Raw genomic sequence first — 23621 nt, 5'->3', positions numbered from 1 at the left:
GGAATGCTCAAAACCCAACCGTCAGCGATGAACGCGTCGCGCGTGCACGCTCAGCCAATCTTGACCGCGCCTTTAACCAAGGTCATATGCAAACGCTGGACAACGGTTTGACGGTGGAACGTCAGTCCTCGGCACTCAGCAGCCCGATGACCGCCGCAAGCGCGTCCGTCGTGGGCAAGCTGAGCCAAATCACCCCAGAGCCAGAAGCGCCCGTTGAAGACGTGGACGTCATGGGCAACTCGGTCAATAAAGGGTCCTCCATTGCACAGACACAAATGGGCTCTTTGGCGCAAAGCGGGAAGCCGGGGCCAAATGCAGCGAAGTCTCCGGCGGCGGGCACACTCGCTTACACGGTTGACCCGACCAAGGCCCCCATCGCCTCACGTCACACCCTGTCGCAAGCCGACATTGATAAGATGCAGGCCGCGAAAGCCAAGGTTGAGACAGACCGAGTCAAAGCCGAAGAGAAAAAACAAAAAGAAGAAGAGGCGGTCATGAAAGGAATGTTCAGCCAAATCGCAGCGGCACAAGACAAAGCCCGTAAGTCCAAAGAGTTCCACCCGGCTTATGGCCTGACGGACCAGGGCCGCAGAACAGAGATTGCGAAAGAGCATCATCCGGCCTACGGATACACCAACACGGGTGATGGCCTGTTGGCCGGTTTGAAGTCGGATATTAAACAATCAATTGATCCGAGAGCAGGTGTAAGTGCACGCGGTCAACAACTCGCGAGCCTCTACAACAGTCTGCCGAGCACAAAAGCATTAACGTCAAAAGATGGCCTTTTGGCTTCACCTGTCACGGGGCAGAATAAGCGAAACTCCGCGACCTTTGGTATTAATCGCCCCAGCATTGATTTGATCAACGATGTCGCTGCGCCCGCGACGACGAGCGCAGTTGATTTGTCTCGCGCGGCAACAAGCAAGTTATCGGACAGTTGGACAAGAATGGGTATGGGCATCAATACGCTTATAAACCCGGGTTTGAATGTGCCGCTTGGCTGGTTTGGTTTGGAACGAACTGTGGATTGGGATGCTGTTGACCGGCAACGATCTTGGCAACGCAATCTGCTTGAAACATCCAAGAAAAGCCCTGGTGCTTCAAAAATTGGACAGACGGTCGGTGACGTCGGAACGTTTGCGATTGAAATGAGTGCATTAGCACCAGGCTTGATGGCAACGATTGGGGAAACGAAAGAAAACCTTCACCGCAACAATGTAACGGGTCGAGAAGCGCGCATCGGCATGACATATGGAGTCACACGAGACCTGCTCTCCGATCGTGTCGGTAAAATCGGCAGCATTGCTGGTCGATACAGCTCGTTATTTAACAAAATCGGTGTGAATGTGAACCTTCTGTCAACGTCTGCTGAAGAAGCCATTTCAAAAGGTTTTGAGAAAACGATGGATTGGTTGGCAGAGAAAGATGACGAGAATCCGAAAGCAGGTAAAGGAGATTAATCGCAGCTAAGTTTGTTGCCTTTCATGAGTATGACCTTCCATGACACACAGGCGAAGTCAAAGAAGCTCATTTGTGAGTTTTCTTTGTATCCATGTAGCCATAGACTGACTCTTGCATAGCTACTGTTGTTCTTTTGGGCGTTTTCCATCCAGAAAAGGTATTCCGTACCTTTTTTTGGGTCTAAGGCGGCTAGGTTAATCATCGAGGAGACAAAGCCTTTTTCTGCCGCTTTTAGTAACCATGCTCGTTCTTGGGCTATATCATCGTCTCGACCAAAGCCATCATAACACACTCCCATGTTATGCATAGACTTGGCGAGCCCTTTGTTTGCGGCTTTTTCATACCAGTCGCATTCGGTTTTCGGATCGTGTGGGAACACACCTTTGCCATCATATAGTCGACCTATCCGGTGCATGGCTTCCGGATGCCCGGCCTCAGCCAATGGCAACAAGATGTCCTTGGCGCGTTGATAGTCTTCGGCGCCATAGGCGGCAATGCCTTCCTCTACCAACGCATCAGCGTTGGCGGGCAGGGTGGGCTCGGCTGTGGATGGGCCGGACAAACCGACGACAACCCAACACGACAAAAGGAGGAAACGAACAACATCACCCATGGGGCGAAAGGATAAATTGCCTTTCGTCCGCTTACAACACTTCAGTTTATTCATTAGGTGATTTTCAAACACCCATTTTCCAGCGGATAACCGTGTGGGCATTAACTGCCGGGCCTTGAAAGAGGCTCGGTTTTTTTGTGCGCGGCCCGAGGAACTTTGCCAGTCGGACCGTGGGCGGGAAGCCGGAATTTTATACCCGGGCGGCTTCCCATAACCCCGGTCGCGACGGCGCTTAACCACAATCAACATTGATATAAGGAGACAGATATGTCGACGACCGTCGATCAGTCATTCGTCCGCCATTTCCAGGCGGAAGTGCATTTGCAATACCAGCAAATGGGTTCCAAGTTGCGCAACACCGTGCGTGGCAAGGACAACATCGTTGGTTCCAGCACCACCTTCCAAAAGGTGGGTAAAGGGACCGCGTCCACCAAAGCCCGTCACGGCAAAGTTCCGGTAATGAACGTCGATCACACGCCCATCGAAGTGAGCCTGTACGACTACTACGCCGGCGACTGGGTCGATCAATTGGACGAGCTGAAAACCAACATCAACGAACAGCAAGTCGTGGCCAAAGCCGGTGCTTATGCATTGGGCCGCAAGACCGACGAGCTGATCATCAGCGAAATGGACAAGTCCACCAACTACGCCGGCACCGGTGCGGATGGCTTGACCAGAGACAAAGTTCTGAGTGCATTTGAAATGTTGGGTGAAGCCGACGTGCCGGATGATGGCGAACGTTTTGCCATCGTCGGCTGGAAGCAATGGTCGGATCTGTTGAACATCCAAGAGTTCGCCGACAGCCAATACATCGGCGACGACGACCTTCCGTGGAAAGGCACGCAGGCCAAACGCTGGCTGGGTGCTTTGTGGATGCCGCATTCGGGTCTCACGAAGGACGGTTCCAACATCCGTTATTGCTACTGGTATCACAAATCCGCCGTCGGCCATGCCATCGGTGCAGATGTGAAAACCGACGTCACCTGGCACGGCGATCGCGCCGCGCACTTTGTCAATAACTCCATGAGCCAGGGCGCGGGCCTGATCGATACCTCCGGTGTCGTGTCCATGCGCTGCCTGGAAGCCTAAGGAGGTTCACACATGGCTTATGCTTCTAAAGATCTAAGCGTTCTCGCTTACGCCAATGGGTTCACCCTTTGGCATTACACCACCACCGACGCCGGCAGCGATGTCGATACGTCGGGTTACTTCAACGAAGCCGCTGACATGTTGCGTGTTGGTGACATCATCGTTGCCAACACCGACACAGACGGCACGCCGGCGTCCGGGTTCTACCTGGTCAACGCCAATGCGTCCGGTGTGGTCGATGTTGCTGACATGACGGCTGTCGGGTCTACGGATACCGACTAAACCCAAGGAAAAGGGGGCGCAGAACGCGCCTCCTTTTTTCTTTTACTCATAAACAAAGGAAAAGGTTATGGCACTGAGTTCCATTGCGCTGTGCTCGCGCGCGCTGTTGAAGATCGGCACGCGTTCCATTTCATCGTTTGATGAAGGAACGGCGGAAGCCGAAGTTGCGAGTTCTCTCTATTCACCGATCCGCGATGCGTTGTTGTCCTTGCACAGCTGGTCGTTCGCGACCGCTCAGACGACCTTGCCGCGCTTGGACGTCACTCCGGTTGCAGATTATCAATACGCGTTTCAAATGCCGTCCGATTTTTTGCGGGTTTTGTCCGCAGGGGCCGGGCGCGGGCATGGGTTGGATTACCGCATTCAAGAAAAGCGGTTGCATACGAATGTGCCGGAAGTGGTGCTGAGCTATGTCTTTCGTCCAGATGAAACGGACTTCCCACCATTTTTCGATCAAGCTTTGATTTCACGTCTTGCGGCAGAGTTCTGCATCCCCCTGACCGATAGCACGTCGCGGGCAGAAACCCTGTTGAAAATTGCAGAGGCCGAAACCAAGCGCGCCCGCATCACCGATACGATGCAAGAGACCACACAAGCGATTGAAGACTTCGCCTTGATAAAGGCGCGTGGCTGATGGCACATATCAAAACCTATAAAACCAGCTTTACAGCGGGTGAAGTTTCGTTGGAGCTTGCGGGGCGAGGTGATCTCAAGGCCTATGACAATGGTGCGAGCAATCTGAGCAATATCTTTGTGATGCCAACGGGTGGCTTGCGCCGCCGTGCGGGTTTGCGTTACGCCGAAACGGTGGAGACAGAAGGCCGCCTTGTGGCATTTGAGTTCAACACCGAACAGACTTATTTGTTGGTGTTTCGCGAGGCCAAGGTGGACGTGTTCGAGAACGACACGAAACTCACGACCATTGACCCGGCACCTTGGACCTTACAACAAGCGAAAGAGTTCTACTGGGTACAAAGCGCGGACACGCTCTACGTCACGCACCCGGATATTCCACCAAAGGAACTCACCCGGGACGGGGATGGTAATTGGAGCATTGCCGATCTGACATTTTACACTAAAGACGACATCATCTATCAGCCCTACCACAAGTTTGCTGACGATGAGATCACACTACAGCCGAGTGGTACTGCCAAAGGGGCAACCATCAACTTGACCGCGTCAGCCGATGTATTCGTCGCAGAACACGTTGGCAAGAGACTGCGTGTTGAAGGGAAAGAGCTGGAGGTCACGACGTTCACGGATGCAACTCATGTCCAGGCGATTGTCCGCGAAGCATTGATCAACACCACGGCGACCACGGAATGGGAAGAGCAAGCCTTTTCCGAAGTGCGCGGTTGGCCGGTGACCGTCTGTTTTCACCAAGACCGTTTGGTGATCGGCGGGTCACGCGATAGTCCCAACCGTCTGTGGATGTCGAAGTCGGCAGACATTTATAACTTTGACCTGGGTACGGGTCTGGATGACGAGTCCATTGAATTTGCCATCTTGTCCGATCAGGTGAATGCCATTCGCGCGGTGTTTTCGGGCCGACACTTGCAAGTGTTTACGTCCGGTGCGGAATGGATGGTTTCGGGTAGTCCTTTGACCCCAAGCTCCATTCAACTCAATCGTCAAACGCGGGTGGGTTCGCCGATTGACCGATCCATTCCCCCAGTGGATGTCGATGGATCGACTTTGTATGTATCCAGGGCTGAAGATGAGTTGCGCGAATTCTTGTTCACCGACTTGGAACAAGCGTACCAGTCGGGCGATTTGGCGATTTTATCACGCCATATGGTCAGCCGACCGATCAACCAAGATTATGATAAACAGCGCAGGCAACTTCATGCGGTGATGGCGGATGGAACGATCTCATCGCTTACGGTTTATCGCCGCGAAAAAGTAACCGCCTGGTCACGCCAACAAACGGATGGAAAGATTGTATCTTTGGCCGTTGTCGGCACGGACGTTTATGTCTTGGTCGAACGCAATGAGACTTACCTTCTTGAAGTCTTCGACGATGACTACAATCTCGATGCAGCCTTAAAGGGTTCAGATGAAACCGGCAAGGCGACATGGTCGGGATTGGATCATCTCGAAGGTCTGTCCGTTAAGGTCGTCGGTGATGGTGCCGTCTTGGGTGACTTTACCGTTTCTGGGGGCAGCGTCACTTTGGAGGCTCCGGTGCAAAACGTCGAAATGGGGCTCGGTTATACCCATATCATCGAGCCGTTGCCGTTGACCATAGCTACCGACAGTTCCAGCACACAAGGCGGAACGTTTCGTCCGATCTCATTTAGCTTCCGTCTGCGCGATACGCCGGCACTGCGACTTGACGTCGGGAGCGGCTATTACATCGTGCCGTTTAAACGCTTTGGACCTGTGGTTTTCGACGCACCGCCCGAACCGTTCAGCGGTGACAAAAAGGTGCGTGCGTTGGGGTGGCGCAAAGATGCCATAGCACCGTTGTGGCGGATCGAACAAGACACCCCCTTACCCTTTACGTTGTTATCGGTTGTGAGCGAAGTCAGCTTAAACGGATAACGTTTCATTTAATTTGAAAGGAGAATCCCTATGGGTGGAACAGAAACCATGGTGGCGATGAGTGCTATCTCAATGATGCAACAGTCACAGCAGCAAAAGAAAGTCCAAAAAAAGGCTCAGCAACAATACGAACAGCGAGCCCAAGCACAGGCGAACGCGCTCAAACGCCAGCACGATGCTGAGGTGCGTCAAGAGGAAGACCGTCTAAAACGCCAAACCGCTAGTCATCGAGCTCGCATGGCAGCGGGCGGCGTTGCCCCGGATGATGGGTCTTCAGGTGCCGTCCTTGAAGGCTTGGAATCCACATCACGTGATCAGCTGAATGACCGCAGAGCAGAATATTCGTCAGCCCTTTCACAACTGGGGTATGCGCGAGAGTCTCTTGCGCCGACCACAACGACAAAGGCGGATCACCTCAACACTGTAAATTCAACCCTAGCTGCATTGCAAAGCTGGGGTTAAGTCCCACTCAATCTTAAAAGGACATCAACATGCCAACTCATATTAAAATTGGGGATGTATCCCCACGTACCCAGTATGTCGCTAACGGTACGCAAACGGAATTTACATATCCGTTCCCAATCTTCGAAGACGCCGACTTGGAAATCTATCTTGATGACAGTCTGACCGTGTCGGGCTTTACAATTTCAGGTTCAGGCGAAAGCACCGGTGGTTCCGTAACGTTTGACACAGCACCTGCCGCTTCTGTGATTGTCACCTTGGCGCGTCGTATGGCGTTCAAACGCACAGCGGACTTTTTGGAATCTGGGGAGTTGCGGGCCAAAGTTCTCAACGACGAGTTAGACCACCTGACCGCCTACGTGCAACAGGTCGGCGATGACAACAGCCGTTCGCTTCAAATGGCGATTACAGAAACGTCTCAAGTTGATGTGGTCTTGCCAACACCCACAGCAAACACAGCATTGGTTTGGAATTCAGCAGGCGATGGTGTTTCAAATGGACCGAGTGTTACCGAAATCCAAAATGCACAATCCTATAGTGAGAATGCTTCAGCGTCGGCGACGGCTTCTGCGGGATCAGAAACGAACGCCGCGAGTAGTGCAACTTCTGCTCAGAACGCAGCCGTCGCGGCGCAAACGGCAGCTGCGTCGAATATGTACGCATCCAATGAAAGCAAGAACGCCGACTTTAGTGTGTCCAGCACCGACGATGGCAAGCAGTTTCTCATCGACACCTCGGCCGGCGATGTCACCGTGACCTTGCCGCCAGGTACGGATGTGACGGATGGGTTTCGCATTGCGCTGGGTAAAACGTCGGCGGACAACAATGCCGTGATCGCGACGCGCTCTGGGACGGATACCATCAATGGCGGAACTGTATGGCAGTTTTCCAGTCCTCACGGTCAAAGCGTTCTTACGGCGGACACCACGCCGAGCCCGGATACTTGGTACGCCGCTGGTGTCGGGGTGACGTCTCCGATTGGTGTATCTGACCTGCACGATAACGCACGCCCTTACGACGTGGCGTTTATAGCTGGATTTGATGGCACTATGACCGCCGAACCGGTTTCCGTCCAGACTTATGGTGAGCTGGTTTCCCCGCGCGGATTTACCCTGACTGGTGAGCAGATCTACATCGATACTGCGCCGACAGGCACGGCGGCGATTTTTGATATCGAAAAGAACGGGGTATCGGTCTATGCCACGAAGCCACAAGTCGCTGCAGCGGCGAACGCTGGAACGGCGGGCATACTTTCCACAACGGCGATTTCCGCAGGTGATCGCTTAACTTTCAAATGCACACAAGTGGGGTCAATCACCGCCGGAAGCGGCGCACGGTTTACCTTGGCAGGGAAACTCAGCTAATGGGCGTTATACTGACACAATCTTTGATCACGGCACGGCTGAAGGAATACGGTATTCAATACGCTGCGCTCTTTGATGGCAGCACGGGGTATTTATCCCGAACACCAGTCACGACAACTAACCGCAAAACGTTCACCTTGTCATTTTGGGTCTACAAGTGTGAGAACGATGCACAGAACGTCATTTTGTCATCACGGCTATCAACGGGATATTCGAACTTTCAATACCGTGGCGACGATAACAAGTTTGAATTCGTCGACGGAAACGTCGGCTATGGGCAAAAAGCTGCCAATGAATTTCGGGATAATGGCGCTTGGACACACGTTGTCTATTGGGTTGATACGACTGCGGCTTCAGTTTCTGATCGCTCCGGTGTTTATATTAATGGTGTCGAGGGGACCGATTACGCTACGACTGGCACAGCGCTTGGCTTAAACGTAGACACTGAAATCAATCATACATGGGAACATAACATCGGACGTTTCGGGTATCTCGCAACGGGTTTTCTCGATGGCTACCTTGCAGAAGTCCACTTTTTCGATGGTGTGAAAGTTCCTGCCAGTGAATTCGGGAAAACAAAATCAAATGGGAATTGGGTCGCCAAGAAATATGAGGGCGCAGCTTCGTATGGAACAAATGGTTTTTATCTCGATTTCTCTAATTCAGCAGATTTAGGCCTTGACGTTTCGCAAGGGGCGAACTGGGGGCGCAGTGTTTCACTCTTGATGCATATGGATGGTTTCAATGGTTCAACCACATATTCTGATGATAGCTTAAACGGGCACACTTGTACCGCCTACGGCAACGCTCAAATAGATACGGCTCAGTCTAAATTTGGCGGTGCATCTGGCCTCTTTGACGGAAATGGCGATTATGTTTCCGTGCCAGATAACGTCAGTCTCGATTTGCAATCTGAAGCCTTTAACATCGAGTTCTGGTACCGCTTTAATGCCATTCCGAATTACTCTGTCTTCCTGAACAAATGGACAAGCAGTGGTAACCAACGCGGCTGGTATCTACAGCATGAAACCGTGGGCGCAAATAGTATTCGATTCGGCTGGACGGCAGACGGTTCGAGCGGTACAGCGATGACGTGGCCATGGAGCCCTTCTATTGATACGTGGTATCACATTGCTGTGTCGCGCGATGCTAACGGAGTTTCGCGTTGTTTTATTGATGGCACAGAGATCGGGTCATCAAGCACGGCTTTGAACGGAATCAGTATCTACAATTCCAACCAACCTCTGCTGGTAGGGTGTGCGGACAACGCAGGAACACCGGCCTACTTTTGTAATGGTTGGATGGATGACCTGCGGATCGTCAAAGGCGGTGCAGTATATACCGACAACTTTAGCGTCCCGACGGTTCCGCATGAGAACCCGGTAAGCGGAAATCACTGGGCACTTAACGGCACGGTGACACAAGTCACGTCAACTCCGACGAATACGGCTGCTACGCTAAATTCCCTTGTGCCGAGTGCATCAAATTATCTTTCAAAGGGTAACCGAAAGCACACCAATGGCAATGACGTAATGAATGCTAGCACAATGTCAATGACATCCGGTTTATGGAAGGCACAAGTTTACGTCGATAGTTACGGTTTAGGGTGCAACGCTTACGTTGGTGTTGTGCGCGCAAAAGACCTAGGCAAGACGGGTGGCTGGAACTATGGCATCAACTCGATGCAAATGGGCGGCGGGTATGATGGGGTGTATGCTAACTGGGTATCTCCTATTTCAGGGGGACTTACGTTCACGACTGGGGATATGCTTGACCTGATTTGGAACGCGGATACCGGTAACCTCAAGATCTATAAGAACAACGAAGGGACAGCCACATTCAACGTCACGAACAGTGATTGGGTGGGTGAGCCAGTTCTGTTTTATGCCGTTAACTCTCTGTCCACGGGGAGCTTCACAGCCACGTGGAGCTTTTCAGAAGACGATTGGGCGTACACAGCACAAGACGGTGCGAACGCTCTCACCACAGACGACCTTCTCGACAACTCTACGCTGAATATTGATGGGCACTTTAAGACGGTTCTTTATACAGGGAACGGTGGTTCGCAAACCATTAGCAGTGGCTTACCGGCAGTAGACTTCGCGTGGATTAAGAAACGCAATGGTGCTGAGCGTCATGAAATTGTCGACAGTGTTCGTGGTGATTTGCTTCGGCTTTCGACTGACCGTACAGATGCAGAGATTGCAGGAGGTGTAACTTTTAACGGTGGAGATTTAGATTTATCCGGTGGTTATGGGTCTTCGAACGAGAATGCCTTCACGTATGCAGCATGGTGCGCCAACCTCCCAAGTGACGAAACCAACTCTGATGGCGATATCACCGTAACGTGGAAATACAACGCCACGTTAGGCATGGCTGTGGGGACGTACACAGGCAATGGAACGGCTGGTCAGACGATTGGCTTGCCGACGATTAACGGCACGGCTCCAAAGTTTATCACTTGGAAGAACCGTTCATCGGCTGGTGGTTGGGAAGCGTGGCATAATGTCATTGGCGCGAGCCAGTATTTGCAACTAAACACAACTGCCGCCGCCGCTTCTGATGGTGGGGCGTTGATGAACAATACTGTGCCAACAAGTTCAGTTATCACTTTAGGTTCTGGCGCAAATGTAAACGCCAATACAAACAACCACCTTATCATCGTGTTTTGGGAAACCGACCTGTGCAAAATTGGCTCCTATACTGGTAATGGCTCAACAGATGGTCCCTTTGTGAATATGGAGGGGCAGCCTGTGTGGACACTTACGAAGAACTTGTCTGGCAATGGTTGGTATATGGAAGACACTGTTCGTTCACCATACAACCCCTCTCATCGTCTTCTGTACGCCCACCTTAGTAACGCTGAGGCGACGTCTTGGACGGGCAGTGATTACGTATCCAACGGGCGTAAACTCCGCAATATCGACGGGGGTAACAACAGTTCATCCTCAAATACGTATATCTACCTCGCCTTCGTTCAACCCAATGGCTCAACAGAAAACACGGGTCGATAAGTTTCGCTCACAACACACATTCCCTCAGAACACATGGAGGAGAACGATTGATGGAAGAAAAACCGGATTTCGCTTCTTTTGTCGAAACCTGGAACAAGGACCAGAATCTCAACACACCCAACCACCACAAAGACATCACCAGCTGGCTGGAAAGCAGCTGGGAAGGGACGGATCGAGAGTTGCTCTTGATGGCGTTTCGAAACTCAGGAAAGTCGACTTTGGTCGGCCTTTTTTGTGCCTGGCTTTTGGCCACGAACCCAAGCTTGCGCATTATGGTGTTGGCTGCGGACTTGTCGTTGGCGCGAAAAATGACGCGCAACGTCAAACGCATTATAGAACGCCATCCTGCGTGTGCAGGGCTCAAACCTAAAAGCCGGGATCAATGGGCATCGGATCAGTTCACCATCAACAGAGATAGTGAACTGCGCGATCCGTCCATGCTCGCCAAGGGTATAACCACCAACCTGACCGGGTCACGCGCCGACATTGTGATCTGTGACGACGTGGAGGTGCCCAATACCTCAGATACGGCGCAAAAGCGCGAAGACTTGCGTGAACGCTTGGACGAAATCGATTACGTGTTGGTGCCGGGTGGCCTACAGCTTTATGTAGGCACACCGCACACCTTTTACACCATCTACGCCAAGACCCCACGTAAAGACACTGGTGAAGACGCGCCGTATCTGGACGGTTTTAAACGGTTGGAAATACCGATCTACGACAAGGCTGGAAACTCCACCTGGCCAGAACGGTTTTCCAAACGCAAGATACAATCGATCCGCAGGCGTTCGGGCCCGAACAAGTTTCGTTCGCAAATGCTTTTGCAAGCCGTTGACGTTTCCGAAGGGCGATTGGATGCGGACCTGCTCAAGCCTTATCGCTATGATCTGAAATACAGCGAACAAAATGGTGAAGCTGTATTGAGTTTAGACAAACACAAACTCGTATCTGCAACGGCTTGGTGGGATCCCAGTTTCGGCTCACCTGAGCGCGGCGACAGTTCCGTCATCGCGTGTGTGTTTACATCCGACGATGGCCGCTATTGGCTGCACCGTGTTCAGTATATGAGCCACGATCCCAAGTTGGTCGAGGACGTCTCTGAAGCTGAACAGCTTTGCCACCAAGCGGCGGACTTCGTGGATGGATTGCACTTGCCGTCGTTGTGTTTGGAAACAAATGGCATCGGTAAGTTTTTGCCCAGTTTGCTTCGGCGCGAATTGGAAAACCGTGATGTGAATTGCGCGGTTGTGGAACAGTACTCTACGGTCTCCAAAGACAAACGCATTTTGGAAGCGTTCGACGCCCCCTTGGCCGCCGGTCGCATTCATGTGCACGAAGATGTGCAAGCCACACCGTTCATCACAGAAATGCGCGAATGGCGGCCAAAGGGCAAGGGGCATGACGACGGCTTAGACGCCGTTGCCGGCTGCTTGCTCACCGAGCCGGTGCGCCTGCCCCGAAACCCACAAGCTTTGGTCAAAAGCAAACGGCCCAACTGGTCGGGTGGTGGCGGTGCGTTTTCGGCGAAAACGCAATTCGACATTTAAACCAACGCATCACTTGCAAACCCAAGCCCTCCCAATCCCGGGAGGGCTTTTTTATTGAAACTCCTGAACCAAAGGACAAGCTTATGCAAAATGAACAGGGGCTGGATCTCGTCTGGTGGATTACAGCCGTTGAACTTCCCGTCTTGGCTGGATTGTTTTGGCTCGGCTGGCGCAGTTGGCGCACAGCCCACGATCAAATAGATGACGTGCGCCATTCCGCCGAAGTCGGACTCGCCCACATGCGCGAAAAGCTCGATGCATACAAATTGGATGTGGCGAAAAATTACGCCTCGATCTCTTATCTGCGCGACGTTGAAGAACGCCTCACCGATCATCTCATCCGCATCGAAGAAAAACTCGACATTGCCCGCACGGACCGGGCAGGGGGGGCAAAATGACGCATGCTCAAAACTCGCAAGAAGACCAGCGCAACCAAGCCGTCGACACCTTGGCACGCACCATCTACGGCGAAGCACGCGGCGAAACCGTGCGCGGCAAAGAAGCCGTGGCCTGTGTCGTCATGAACCGGGTCAAACGCGCCACCGCTCGCGGCAGCTACTGGTGGGGCAACTCGGTCGAAGAGGTGTGCAAAAAGCCGTGGCAATTCAGCTGTTGGAATGAAAACGATCCGAACCGGAAAAAGATCCTAGCCATCGAGCCCGGCCACCGGGTGTTCGACACCTGCTTGCGCATCGCAAGGCGCGCCCTTTCCGGTGCCATCGAAGACATGACCCAGGGGGCCACCCATTACCACACGGCCTCAATCAGTCCGCCGTGGTCCAAAGGCCGCCCCGCATGCGCCGAGGTGGGCCATCACCTGTTTTACAACGACATTGAATAAAGGAGAGCCCCATGCTGCCCGCCCTCATTGGCCCGTTGGTCACCAGCCTTCTGGGCGTCGTCGATAAAGCGGTCGAGGACAAAGACATGGCCGCGCAAATCAAAGCGCGGTTAAACGAACAAGTGCTCAGCGGCTCCATGAAAGAGTTGGAGGCCGCAGCGTCCATCATCGTTGCCGAAGCCCAAGGCGAAAGCTGGCTGCAACGCAACTGGCGGCCGCTGTTGATGGTGCTGTTCGGCACCATCATCGCCAACAACTACATGCTGGTGCCGATCTTCGGCACACCGGCCGCTGAGATCCCACCGGACATGTGGGATCTCTTAAAACTCGGCGTCGGCGGCTACGTCGTCGGCCGCACCGCAGAAAAATCCCTCAAAGCTTGGAAGGAGTAATTCCATGACCCATAGCCCAAAACTATCTCCAAACGCACACGCAAATCCGCAAGACGTCGTCGCGGCGAAACTCCTCTTGCGCCAGCTGGGCCACTATGAAGCGCCCGACTGGGGCATCAGCGAATACCCCGACCGCGACTTGTTTGACGCCATCAAAGACTTTCAATCCAAACAAGGCCTAAAGGTCGACGGCGTTATCAATGCTGAGGGTGAAACCGTTAAAGCCATGGCCCAGCACCTGCAATACAAGGGCCGCAACGGCGACACCATATTGGCCCACATCACCCCTGCAGAGGCCGAGCTTCTTCACCGCGTCACCGACGGCGGCTCCATCAATCCTGAAACGGGTCTGCCGGAATTCTTCATCGGCTCTGCTCTCGGCGCCATGGCCGGCAGTTTTTTCGGCCCTGTTGCCGGGTCGGCTGTGGGTAGTCTAGCGGGGAAATATGTCGGCGATTATGCCGCGCGCAAGATCAGCGAAAAAGTTGGTGGCCCCGTGGGGCAAATCCTCGGCGGCACGGTTGGTGGTTTCTTGGGCAACGGGTCCTACACCGACATCAGCGGCGGCTTGAAAAATGCCTTCACCGGGGCGGTGGGGAATTACGCAGCTGGAAAAGTCTGTGACACCATAGGCGGGCCGTTGGGCTCGACCTTAGGCAATGCTTTGGGCTCTTCTTTGCAAAGCGGCTTGTCCGACACCATCGACGCCATGGGCCCGAAAACAAGCGGGAAAACCGGAGGCATCAGCGGCGCACTTTCGGATCAATTTGCGACCAAGGACACGACGTCGTTTGGCACACCCGGCATCAACGGCCAAGCCGATGGTGGCGTTGGCCGGAGCACGCCAAAGCGCACGCAACCCAACAACGCGTTGGGCACACCGCGTCAAACGTCCTCCCTCAGCAACGCATCGCTGGCACCCAAGGTTCCCAAATCCAAAACCAACCCGGTGTTGCAAGGCCCGGAGGGTCCCATGCAAGACCCGTTGACGGGCAGATACCTGCGCGTCAACGATTTTAAGCCGATCAAACAACCGAAACCAAAGCGACAGATCTCCACCTTCTCCGACGCCACGCGCCAACGTGTGAAGTCTGCCCAAGCGGCTGCAACCAAACCGTCGCGCGTGCAAGAAGTCTGGTCGGGCCCCAAAGCTCAAACAAAGGAGATTTCAAACACCCCCCGCCCACATGTCTACCGCACCCAAAACACCAAGCACGCCCAAACCATGGAGCTCAAAGCCCCAAAAGCCGAGCCCCGTGTACAAGAAGTCTGGTCGGGACCAAAGGCGCATCTGAATAAGCCGAAAGACACCCAAGACACGATCCGCGCCGAGCAGGACAAATACCAAAACAAGTTGCACACCAACAATGCCAGCGCATCGCCTGCACCCCAAAAGGGACGCACCTTAAGCGATCCGGAACGCAAGCGTGCGCGTCATGGTGTTAAGTCAGATAAGAGTATGTTGGAAAGGCTAAATGAGAATGAACTGTTCAGAGATGCCACTAGGTGGCACTATGAGGGTCGTGAAAAGCGAAACACACCCTTGCCCGAAAATGCAGTGGAAGCTGTGAAATCAGGCTTTGCTAAATATCCTGATTGGCAGAATGAGGAGCATCAAAATGGTATTGGAAAGCCAGAGGTGAAGTATGCTCACCCTGACGGTCGGGAAGTTGTTTATGATGGAGATACTGGAAAGCTAATAACAAATCCTGATCTCGCTGGTTCATATAATTACGTAACCGCACCGCCGTTTGACCCCAATGACTGGCAAGTGGACGATCTTGATGATTTGGTTATTTATGGAGCTGGACACATGTTCACAGATTGGTTCCCATACAAAATTTTTCAAGGCAATCATAGAAAGAAATGATTGATTGGCCGCAATGACTGCCATATATCTAGATTATGGCCATTGCGGCTATTTCAAGGCTCCTCGGATAACACAGGTTACCAATGACATTGCAAAGAAATGTGCTTGTAACAGCAATTGCATGCGTTAGTTTTCTAACGTTTGTTGTGTTGTATCGATATGGGGTTCTTGGATATGGCCCATCTTCGAGCATTCTTCAAAGTGTCGTCTTGGTTGTGATTGTTTTCGCACCTATTTTAGTCGGCTTGTTAAATCTATACGGGATATTGAAGTCGATCTTAGTTAAAGACTGGAAAAGGGCACTGCAGAATTCTCTACTAATTTTACTCATTCTTGTAACACTCACCATGTCAGCAGTTATTGGATTTCCAACTGTGTAAGAAATGGTCAATAGTCAATGATGGGTAAGCTAACTAGATATCAAATATTCCTATTAAGGGTTCTTATTGGTTGTGGCGGGATTTTCATTGTGTCAGCGACAGTTCAGAGAGCCGTATTGAGTGACTGTCCTCTATGCCTTTGGGGTGTTGAGTTCGTATGTGGGTGCTAAATGGGGTCAGAGTAAATTGATTTTAGGGTGCTAAATGGGGTCAGAGTAAATTGATTTTTAATATGGCCTGTCCGCGTCACCGACGGCGGCTCCATCAACCCAGACACCGGCCTGCCGGAATTCTTCATCGGCTCGGCGCTGGGGGCCATGGCCACCAGCTTTTTGGTCCCGGGGGTGGGCTCTTTTGTCGGCAATGTTGGCGGACAGATGATCGGCAACTACGCCGCACAGAAAATCAGCAAGAAGGTCGGTGGCCCCGTGGGGAAAATCCTCGGCGGCACGGTTGGTGGCTTCTTGGGCAACGGGTCCTACACCGACATCAGCGGCGGCTTGAAAAACGCCTTTACCGGGGCGGTGGGCAACTACGCAGCTGGAAAAGTCAGTGACACCATTGGCGGGCCGTTGGGCTCGACCTTAGGAAATGCTTTGGGCTCGTCGTTGCAAAGCGGCCTGTCCGACACCATCGACGCCATGGGCCCGAAAACAAGCGGGCAAACCGGAGGCATCAGCGGCGCACTTTCGGATCAATTTGCGACCAAGGACACGACGTCGTTTCGCACACCGGGCATCAACGGCCAAGCCGCTGGTGGCGCTGGCCGGAGCACGCCAAAGCGCACGCAACCCAACAACGCGTTGGGCACACCGCGTCAAACGTCCTCCCTCAGCAACGCCTCGCTGGCACCCAAGGTTCCCAAATCCAAAACCAACCCGGTGTTGCAAGGCCCGGAGGGTCCCATGCAAGACCCGTTGACGGGCAGATACCTGCGCGTCAACGATTTTAAGCCGCTCAAACAACCGAAGCCAAAGCGACAGATCTCCACCTTCTCCGACGCCACGCGCCAACGTGTGAACTCTGCCCAAGCGGCTGCAACCAAACCGTCGCGCGTGCAAGAAGTCTGGTCCGGCCCCAAAGCCCCCAAAGCCCAAACAAAGGAGATTTCAACCCCCCCCTCACACATCACCCGCCCACACATCACCCGCACCCAAAACACCAAGCACGCCCAAACCATGGAGCTCAGTGGAGCAAAAGCCGAGCCCCGTGTTCAAGAAGTCTGGTCGGGTCCAAGGGCACACCTGAATAAGCCGAAAGATACCCAAGACACGTTCCGCGCCGCGCAGGACAAATATCAAAACAAGTTGCACACTCACAATGCCAGCGCATCGCCTGCGCCAAAAAAGGGACGGACCTTAAGCGATCCGGAACGCAAGCGTGCGCGTCATGGGGACAAATACAATCTATTGTCAAAGCCGGAAGTAAAGAACACAGGCTATATGTCATCGAAAGAACGGAGTATCGCTCGTAAAGGCGATCGCCCAATCTTTGACGACCATGCGCAACATATTAAAGACACCTACGAACATTTTGAAGGGCGAGAAGAGCTGAACAAGCGTTTACCAAAAACAGAAGAGTCGGCGGTGAATAGTGGTTTTGCTCTCTCTCCAGAAGGTCAAGATAAGTTTCACCAGAATGGAGTTGGGAAAAGGGAGAAGAAGTATACCCATCCAGACGGCCGTGAAGTTGTGTTTGATGGTGATACGGGAGAGGTCGTGACCGATCCAAGGTTCAAGGGTACTTACAACTATGTTCATCAAGAGCAGCGCCCTGTTGATGACTTAGACCTCGTCGGTTGGGGTAAATATGTTAAGTCTACGGTCGGTCACGCATATTATGATGTTCTGCCATGGGTGCGACATGGGACTACACGCGACGGTGTTTCTGGAGCACGCCATTGGCTGAATGATAATTACCCATGGTTCGATATAATATACCTTAGGTGAGTTATCCCCATAAGTTGTAGTGATTGCATTGTCATTTTCCACAGCCTATGGTGTATCTGTCGCCAGCTGTGAAAGCCATGGAGATTATTCACTGATGAGTAAGCTCAGCAAGTTTCAATTTTTTTTGTTTGCCGTCACTGTTGGATTTGGTGGACTATTTATTGCTTCTGCAATAATTGAGCGAACAATTATGAGTGGTATGCAAAGTAATATTTGGCTCATTGAGTTTTTGTTGATGATATCTTTGCCCCCAGTGGCTTTGCTGACGTTTGGGAATCTTTTGGTTCAGCTAGTTTATCGTCACTGGGTGTTGAGCCTTTATTCAGCCGGAATTTTTGTCCTTGCTGTTATGATGTTCGTTACTGGACTCATTATCGATCCGACAATTCCTTTTGCTACCTAGGGGTACCGTCGGTTTTGCGGTATTGTATCATTAGAGTCAGAGTAATTTGATTTTATACGGAACGACTTCTTCAATAGAGGACAGAGATTAGTGTTAAGACGGTTCACTATATTTCAGAAGTTCTTATTTGAGCAGTCAATGGGGTCAGAGTAAATTGATTTTGTACATGACCTGGCCGCGTCACCGACGGCGGCTCCATCAACCCTGAAACGGGACTTACGGAGTTTTTCATCGGGTCCGCTCTCGGCGCCATGGCGGGCAGTTTCTTCGGCCCCGTTGCCGGGTCGGCGGTGGGTAGTCTTGCGGGGAAATATGTCGGCGATTATGCCTCGCGCAAGATCAGTGAAAAAGTTGGTGGCCCTGTTATTCTAAGTTAAAGGCTCCTTAGCAGCGAGGGATGGCGGGTGCGATCCGATAGGGACCCCTTGACAAAAACGGCGCTCCAAATCGGAGCGCCGTTTTCTTTTTGCGTTGTGCTTCAGCTTTAAGCCGTTGGGCGAGCGGCCTTGATGCAGTCTAGCACTTCTTTCGCCGCTGTCGGGATGTGTGTGCCGCGTGGTCATTGGGGTCAGAGTAAATTGATTTTGCATATGACCTGTCCGCGTCACTGACGGCGGCTCCATCAATCCTGAAACGGGATTGCCGGAATTCTTCATTGGCTCCGCTCTCGGCGCCATGGCCGGAAGTTTCTTCGGTCCCGTTGCCGGGTCGGCGGTGGGCAGTCTTGCGGGGAAATATGTGGGCGATTATGCCTCGCGCAAGATCAGCGAAAAAGTTGGTGGTCCCGTGGGGCAAATCCTCGGCGGCACGGTTGGTGGTTTCTTGGGCAACGGGTCCTACACCGACATCAGCGGCGGCTTGAAAAATGCCTTCACCGGGGCGGTGGGGAATTACGCAGCTGGAAAAGTCAGTGACACCATTGGCGGGCCGTTGGGCTCCACCTTAGGCAATGCTTTGGGCTCGTCTTTGCAAAGCGGCCTGTCCGACACCATTGACGCCATGGGGCCGCAAACAAGCGGCCAAACCGGAGGCATCAGCGGCGCACTTTCGGATCAATTTGCGACGAAGGACACGACGTCGTTTCGCACACCGGGCTTTAACGGCCAAGCCGATGGTGGCGCTGGCCGGAGCACGCCAAAGCGCACACAACCCAACAACGCGTTGGGCACACCGCGACAAACGTCTTCCCTCAGCAACGCATCGCTGGCACCCAAGGTTCCCAAATCCAAAACCAACCCGGTGTTGCAAGGCCCGGAGGGTCCCATGCAAGACCCGTTGACGGGCAGATACCTGCGCGTCAACGATTTTAAGCCGCTTAAACAACTGAAACCAAAGCGACAGATCTCCACCTTCTCCGACGCCACGCGCCAACGTGTGAAGTCTGCCCAAGCGGCTGCAACCAAACCGTCGCGCGTGCAAGAAGTCTGGTCGGGCCCCAAAGCCCCCAAAGCTCAAACAAAGGAGATTTCAAACACCCCCCGCCCACATGTCTACCGCACCCAAAACACCAAGTACGCCCAGACCATGGAGCTCAAAACCCCAAAAGCCGAGCCCCGCGTTCAAGAAGTCTGGTCGGGACCAAAGGCGCACCTGAATAAGCCGAAAGACACCCAAGACATGTTCCGCGCGGCTCAAGACAAATACCAAAACAAGTTGCACACCCACAATGCTAGCGCATCGCCTGCACCAGAGGCAGAGCCGAAGTCTGGCCGGACGTTGACGCAGAAACAACGCAAGTCCGTTCGACACGGCAAACCTGTGCACACCGGTTTGGATGGCCGAACCCTCAAAGGCACAACTTTCTTTGGCGGTGCAGGCATGGAAGGGGGGTACATTGAAGATATGGTTCACGCTATGGAAGAAGCTGGACTGAAAAACGTTCGCGCAGCTGACCCAGACAAATGGTCCAACGGAAATATGTTTGCTGATGCCGCAGCTGTACCGTTCAGAAACAGTCGCGACAGAGCCGCCAGTGATTTTAGCGGGTTTGGTGAACAGGGCGATCAATTTAACTTGGTTGGTTACTCTTACGGTGGACTTAAGGCAGCACAAGCCGCAATCGACTATGCAGATGAAGGTGGGACAGTCGATAACCTCGTGTTAATGGGAACCCCGGTTGAAAAGGGCTTCCTGGAAAAGCTGCAAAACCACCCGAACATTAAGTCCGTCAGAGTCGTCGACCTAAAAGATCAAAACGATCCGATTAAGGCTGGGATGTCTGATGTAGATGTGATGATGTCAGTGCCAGTTTTGGCTAATCAACATTACACGTCGGAAACAGATAGAAAGATTGGTCACTTTTACTATTCTGGAGATGATGATGTTGGCAAACAACGTCGTCGTGCGCTATCATCAAAGTTTGCAGAATGGGGGTTGAGGTAACTTATGATTGATCGTCGGAACGATATCCGAACAGTCATTGGCAAGGGGGCTGCGTATGCAGCCGCCTTGCCATGGCTTGGTAAAGCGCATGAGGTTATTTTTATGTTGGCGTATGATGGCGTTCGGGATGGCATGGGAACCGACGTTGATATCCAGTATTCTGTTTTGTTTACTTGTTTGGCTTTGGTTGCGAGCGCTATTCTATTTGGCATTTCCCGCGCCCTATTGAGAAGCTGGCATAAGCCTGCTCTGATGTTCGTGTTGGGCATGATCTGCTTCACTGCCGTGCAAGACCTGAAGATGATCGACAGCTTTTATAATATTGAACTATGCGGTCAAACGGATTGCAATAGACCGAGTGCTGAAGATTTGCCTGAACCTCAGATTAGAACATTACAGTGACCGCAACTGCATATTTGGCGGGCACCGGGGTCAGAGTAAACTGATTTTTTATGTGACCCAGCCGTGTCACCGACGGCGGCTCCATCAATCCTGAAACGGGTCTGCCGGAATTTTTCATCGGCTCCGCTCTCGGCGCCATGGCGGGCAGTTTCTTCGGCCCTGTTGCCGGGTCGGCGGTGGGTAGTCTTGCGGGGAAATACGTCGGCGATTACGCCTCGCGCAAGATCAGCGAAAAAGTTGGCGGTCCCGTGGGGCAAATCCTCGGCGGCACGGTTGGTGGCTTCTTTAGTTCATTGGGGTCAGAGTCAATTGATTTTGCATATGACCTGTCCGCGTCACAGACGGCGGCTCCATCAATCCCGAAACCGGTCTGCCGGAATTCTTCATTGGCTCGGCGTTAGGTGCCATGGCCACTAGCTTTATGGGCCCAGGGGTTGGCTCTTTTGTCGGCAATGTTGGCGGACAGATGATCGGCAACTACGCCGCACAGAAAATCAGCAAGAAGGTCGGCGGTCCCGTGGGTCAAATCCTCGGTGGCACCGTTGGTGGGTTTTTGGGCAACGGGTCCTACACCGACATCAGCGGCGGCTTGAAAAACGCCTTTACCGGGGCGGTGGGCAACTACGCAGCTGGAAAAGTCAGTGACACCATTGGCGGGCCGTTGGGCTCCACCTTAGGCAATGCTTTGGGCTCGTCTTTGCAAAGCGGCCTGTCCGACACCATCGACGCCATGGGCCCGAAAACAAGCGGCCAAACCGGAGGCATCAGCGGCGCACTTTCGGATCAATTTGCGACGAAGGACACGACGTCGTTTGGCACGCCGGGCTTTAACGGCCAAGCCGCTGGTGGCGCTGGCCGGAGCACGCCAAAGCGCACGCAACCCAACAACGCGTTGGGCACACCGCGTCAAACGTCCTCCCTCAGCAACGCATCGCTGGCACCCAAGGTTCCCAAATCCAAAACCAACCCGGTGTTGCAAGGCCCGGAGGGTCCCATGCAAGACCCGTTGTCGGGCAGATACCTGCGCGTCAACGATTTTAAACCGCTCAAACAACCGAAACCAAAGCGACAGATCTCCACCTTCTCCGACGCCACGCGTCAACGTGTGAAGTCTGCCCAAGCGGCAGCAAACAAACCGTCGCGCGTGCAAGAAGTCTGGGCCGGCCCCAAAGCCCCCAAAGCCCAAACAAAGGAGATTTCAAACACCCCCCGCCCACATGTCACCCGTTCCCAAAACACCAAGCACGCCCCAACCATGGAGCTCAGTGGAGCAAAACCCGAGCCCCGCGTTCAAGAAGTCTGGTCGGGACCAAAGGCGCATTTGAATAAGCCGAAAGACACCCAAGACACGTTCCGCGCGGCTCAGGACAAGTACCAAAACAAGTTGCACACCCACAATGCTAGCGCATCGTCTGCACCCAAAAAAGGGCGCACCTTAAATGCACAAGAACGCAAGACCGCGCGTCATGGGAAACGCCCATTCCAGGATGATGAGGGATTATTTCATAAAGCTTCTCGTTGGCATTTTGAGGACCGGGACAAGCTGAACCATCCTTTACCAAATTCGGAATTAAATGCGAAGAACAGTGGATTTATCCTTTATCCTGAAGGTATGGATAACCTGCATCAAAACGGTGTTGGAAAACGTGAGAGGAAGTATGCTCATCCAGATGGTCGCGAAGTTGTTTTCGATGGCGACACAGGGGAAGTTGTGACCGATCCTCGGCACAAAGGGACGTATAACTACGTTCACCAAGAACTGAAACCCACAGACGATTCTGATCTTTGGGGTTGGGCTAAGTGGGCAACATCTGGTGCAGGACATGCGGCGACAGATATGCTTCCCTGGGGGATAGGTGGGTCTGAGCGTGGAGGAGTTTCCGGTGCTCAACAATATTTGCAGTACAAATTGCGAGATTGGAATATAAATCTCCTAGAATAAGATGTGACCACGCGAGGAAGCTTGAAACTTACATTAGTACAGCCTATGGTTGGAAACAGTTCTGCAAAGCCTTTCTCATGAAGGTAAATGATATCGATGATGAGTAAACTAACTACGTATCAAATTTTCCTATTGAGGGTTCTTATTGGTTGTGGTGGGATTCTCATTGTGTCAGCGACAGTTCAGAGAGCCGTATTGAGTGACTGTCCTCTATGCCTTTGGGGTGTTGAGTTCGTATGTGTATTGGTTTTGTCCGTCGCTGGCCTGCTGTCGTTAGGCAATTCACTGTTCCAACTTATTCTACGTCATTGGATGTCTGGTCTGTATTCTTTTGGGTTTTTCCTGCTTGCTTTAGTTCTCTTCCTCGTTGGGCTGTTTATTGACCCGACCATTAATTCAGTGACTTAAGTGAAATGAGAAAAAATGGGATAAGCAGTCAATGGGGTCAGAGTAAATTGATTTTGTACATGACCTGGCCGCGTCACCGACGGCGGCTCCATCAACCCTGAAACGGGACTTACGGAGTTTTTCATCGGGTCCGCTCTCGGCGCCATGGCGGGCAGTTTCTTCGGTCCCGTTGCCGGGTCGGCGGTGGGCAGTCTTGCGGGGAAATATGTTGGCGATTATGCCTCGCGCAAGATCAGCGAAAAAGTTGGTGGCCCTGTTATTCTAAGTTAAAGGCTC

Annotated in this window: 21 protein-coding genes; 20 read left to right on the top strand and 1 reads right to left on the bottom strand. The window is 52.8% G+C overall.

The annotated features are described in order from the left end of the window. Nucleotides 1-86: 86 nt before the first annotated feature. Nucleotides 87-1460 (top strand): hypothetical protein, encoded by a 1374-nt coding sequence (locus V5T82_RS10965; RefSeq protein WP_332895680.1) that lies wholly within the window; start codon nt 87-89, stop codon nt 1458-1460. Here V5T82_RS10965 and V5T82_RS10960 read toward each other — a convergent pair. Then, nucleotides 1457-2176 carry a tetratricopeptide repeat protein gene (locus tag V5T82_RS10960; protein ID WP_332895679.1) on the bottom strand — a complete coding sequence of 240 codons (720 nt, stop codon included), beginning with the start codon at nt 2174-2176 and terminating at the stop codon, nt 1457-1459. The genes V5T82_RS10965 and V5T82_RS10960 overlap by 4 nt on opposite strands. 165 nt (nt 2177-2341) lie before the next feature. On the opposite strand from V5T82_RS10960, the gene V5T82_RS10955 reads away from it, so the two are divergent. The 19 genes from V5T82_RS10955 to V5T82_RS18230 all read left to right on the top strand — a co-directional run bounded on the left by V5T82_RS10955 (nt 2342) and on the right by V5T82_RS18230 (nt 23615). Further along, a complete protein-coding gene (locus V5T82_RS10955) occupies nt 2342-3163 on the top strand; it encodes a phage capsid protein (RefSeq protein WP_332895678.1) in 822 nt (273 codons plus the stop codon). 12 nt (nt 3164-3175) lie between these two features. Next, on the top strand, nt 3176-3445 hold the full coding sequence (locus V5T82_RS10950; RefSeq protein ID WP_332895677.1) for a hypothetical protein: 270 nt from the start codon (nt 3176-3178) through the stop codon (nt 3443-3445). Between the two features lie 67 nt (nt 3446-3512). After that, nucleotides 3513-4079, top strand: a complete 567-nt coding sequence (locus V5T82_RS10945) for a phage connector family protein (protein WP_332895676.1) — start codon at nt 3513-3515, stop codon at nt 4077-4079. Then, nucleotides 4079-5989 (top strand): phage tail protein, encoded by a 1911-nt coding sequence (locus V5T82_RS10940; RefSeq protein ID WP_332895675.1) that lies wholly within the window; start codon nt 4079-4081, stop codon nt 5987-5989. The genes V5T82_RS10945 and V5T82_RS10940 overlap by 1 nt, the downstream gene beginning before the upstream one ends. Nucleotides 5990-6019: 30 nt before the next feature. Continuing rightward, nucleotides 6020-6451, top strand: coding sequence for a hypothetical protein (locus V5T82_RS10935; RefSeq protein WP_332895674.1), 432 nt, complete (start codon nt 6020-6022; stop codon nt 6449-6451). A 29-nt stretch (nt 6452-6480) separates the two neighbouring features. Beyond that, nucleotides 6481-7815 carry a hypothetical protein gene (locus V5T82_RS10930; RefSeq protein WP_332895673.1) on the top strand — a complete coding sequence of 445 codons (1335 nt, stop codon included), beginning with the start codon at nt 6481-6483 and terminating at the stop codon, nt 7813-7815. Further along, nucleotides 7815-10829, top strand: coding sequence for a DUF7483 domain-containing protein (locus tag V5T82_RS10925; RefSeq protein ID WP_332895672.1), 3015 nt, complete (start codon nt 7815-7817; stop codon nt 10827-10829). The genes V5T82_RS10930 and V5T82_RS10925 overlap by 1 nt, the downstream gene beginning before the upstream one ends. 50 nt (nt 10830-10879) lie before the next feature. Further along, complete coding sequence (gene terL, locus V5T82_RS10920; protein ID WP_332895671.1) at nt 10880-12376, top strand: phage terminase large subunit; 1497 nt, start codon at nt 10880-10882, stop codon at nt 12374-12376. 83 nt (nt 12377-12459) lie between these two features. Then, the gene (locus tag V5T82_RS10915; RefSeq protein WP_332895670.1) at nt 12460-12774 is read left to right on the top strand and encodes a hypothetical protein; all 315 of its coding nucleotides are present in this window, start codon (nt 12460-12462) and stop codon (nt 12772-12774) included. Next, entirely contained in the window at nt 12771-13217 is a 447-nt protein-coding gene (locus V5T82_RS10910; protein ID WP_332895669.1) for a cell wall hydrolase, read from the top strand. The genes V5T82_RS10915 and V5T82_RS10910 overlap by 4 nt, the downstream gene beginning before the upstream one ends. Before the next feature lie 11 nt (nt 13218-13228). Continuing rightward, entirely contained in the window at nt 13229-13609 is a 381-nt protein-coding gene (locus V5T82_RS10905; RefSeq protein WP_332895668.1) for a 3TM-type holin, read from the top strand. Between the two features lie 4 nt (nt 13610-13613). Then, nucleotides 13614-15479 carry a peptidoglycan-binding domain-containing protein gene (locus tag V5T82_RS10900; protein WP_332895667.1) on the top strand — a complete coding sequence of 622 codons (1866 nt, stop codon included), beginning with the start codon at nt 13614-13616 and terminating at the stop codon, nt 15477-15479. A 697-nt stretch (nt 15480-16176) separates the two neighbouring features. Further along, a complete protein-coding gene (locus V5T82_RS10895; RefSeq protein WP_332895666.1) occupies nt 16177-17808 on the top strand; it encodes a hypothetical protein in 1632 nt (543 codons plus the stop codon). Between the two features lie 94 nt (nt 17809-17902). Continuing rightward, nucleotides 17903-18211, top strand: a complete 309-nt coding sequence (locus V5T82_RS10890; RefSeq protein ID WP_332895665.1) for a hypothetical protein — start codon at nt 17903-17905, stop codon at nt 18209-18211. 197 nt (nt 18212-18408) lie between these two features. Continuing rightward, nucleotides 18409-18588 carry a glycine zipper domain-containing protein gene (locus tag V5T82_RS18235; protein WP_442917622.1) on the top strand — a complete coding sequence of 60 codons (180 nt, stop codon included), beginning with the start codon at nt 18409-18411 and terminating at the stop codon, nt 18586-18588. A gap of 298 nt (nt 18589-18886) precedes the next feature. Next, nucleotides 18887-20593, top strand: coding sequence for a hypothetical protein (locus V5T82_RS10885; RefSeq protein WP_332895664.1), 1707 nt, complete (start codon nt 18887-18889; stop codon nt 20591-20593). Between the two features lie 3 nt (nt 20594-20596). Then, the gene (locus V5T82_RS10880) at nt 20597-20995 is read left to right on the top strand and encodes a hypothetical protein (RefSeq protein WP_332895663.1); all 399 of its coding nucleotides are present in this window, start codon (nt 20597-20599) and stop codon (nt 20993-20995) included. A gap of 406 nt (nt 20996-21401) precedes the next feature. Beyond that, entirely contained in the window at nt 21402-22937 is a 1536-nt protein-coding gene (locus tag V5T82_RS10875) for a hypothetical protein (protein ID WP_332895662.1), read from the top strand. Between the two features lie 498 nt (nt 22938-23435). Further along, nucleotides 23436-23615: a glycine zipper domain-containing protein gene (locus V5T82_RS18230; protein WP_442917622.1), complete on the top strand. Its 180-nt coding sequence runs from the start codon at nt 23436-23438 to the stop codon at nt 23613-23615. Nucleotides 23616-23621 lie beyond the last annotated feature (6 nt).

Origin of the sequence: Magnetovibrio sp. PR-2, assembly GCF_036689815.1 — a bacterium.
GTDB lineage: Bacteria > Pseudomonadota > Alphaproteobacteria > Rhodospirillales > Magnetovibrionaceae > Magnetovibrio.
Note: the sequence above shows the minus strand (reverse complement) of the source record. Positions and strands in the feature narration are given on the sequence as shown.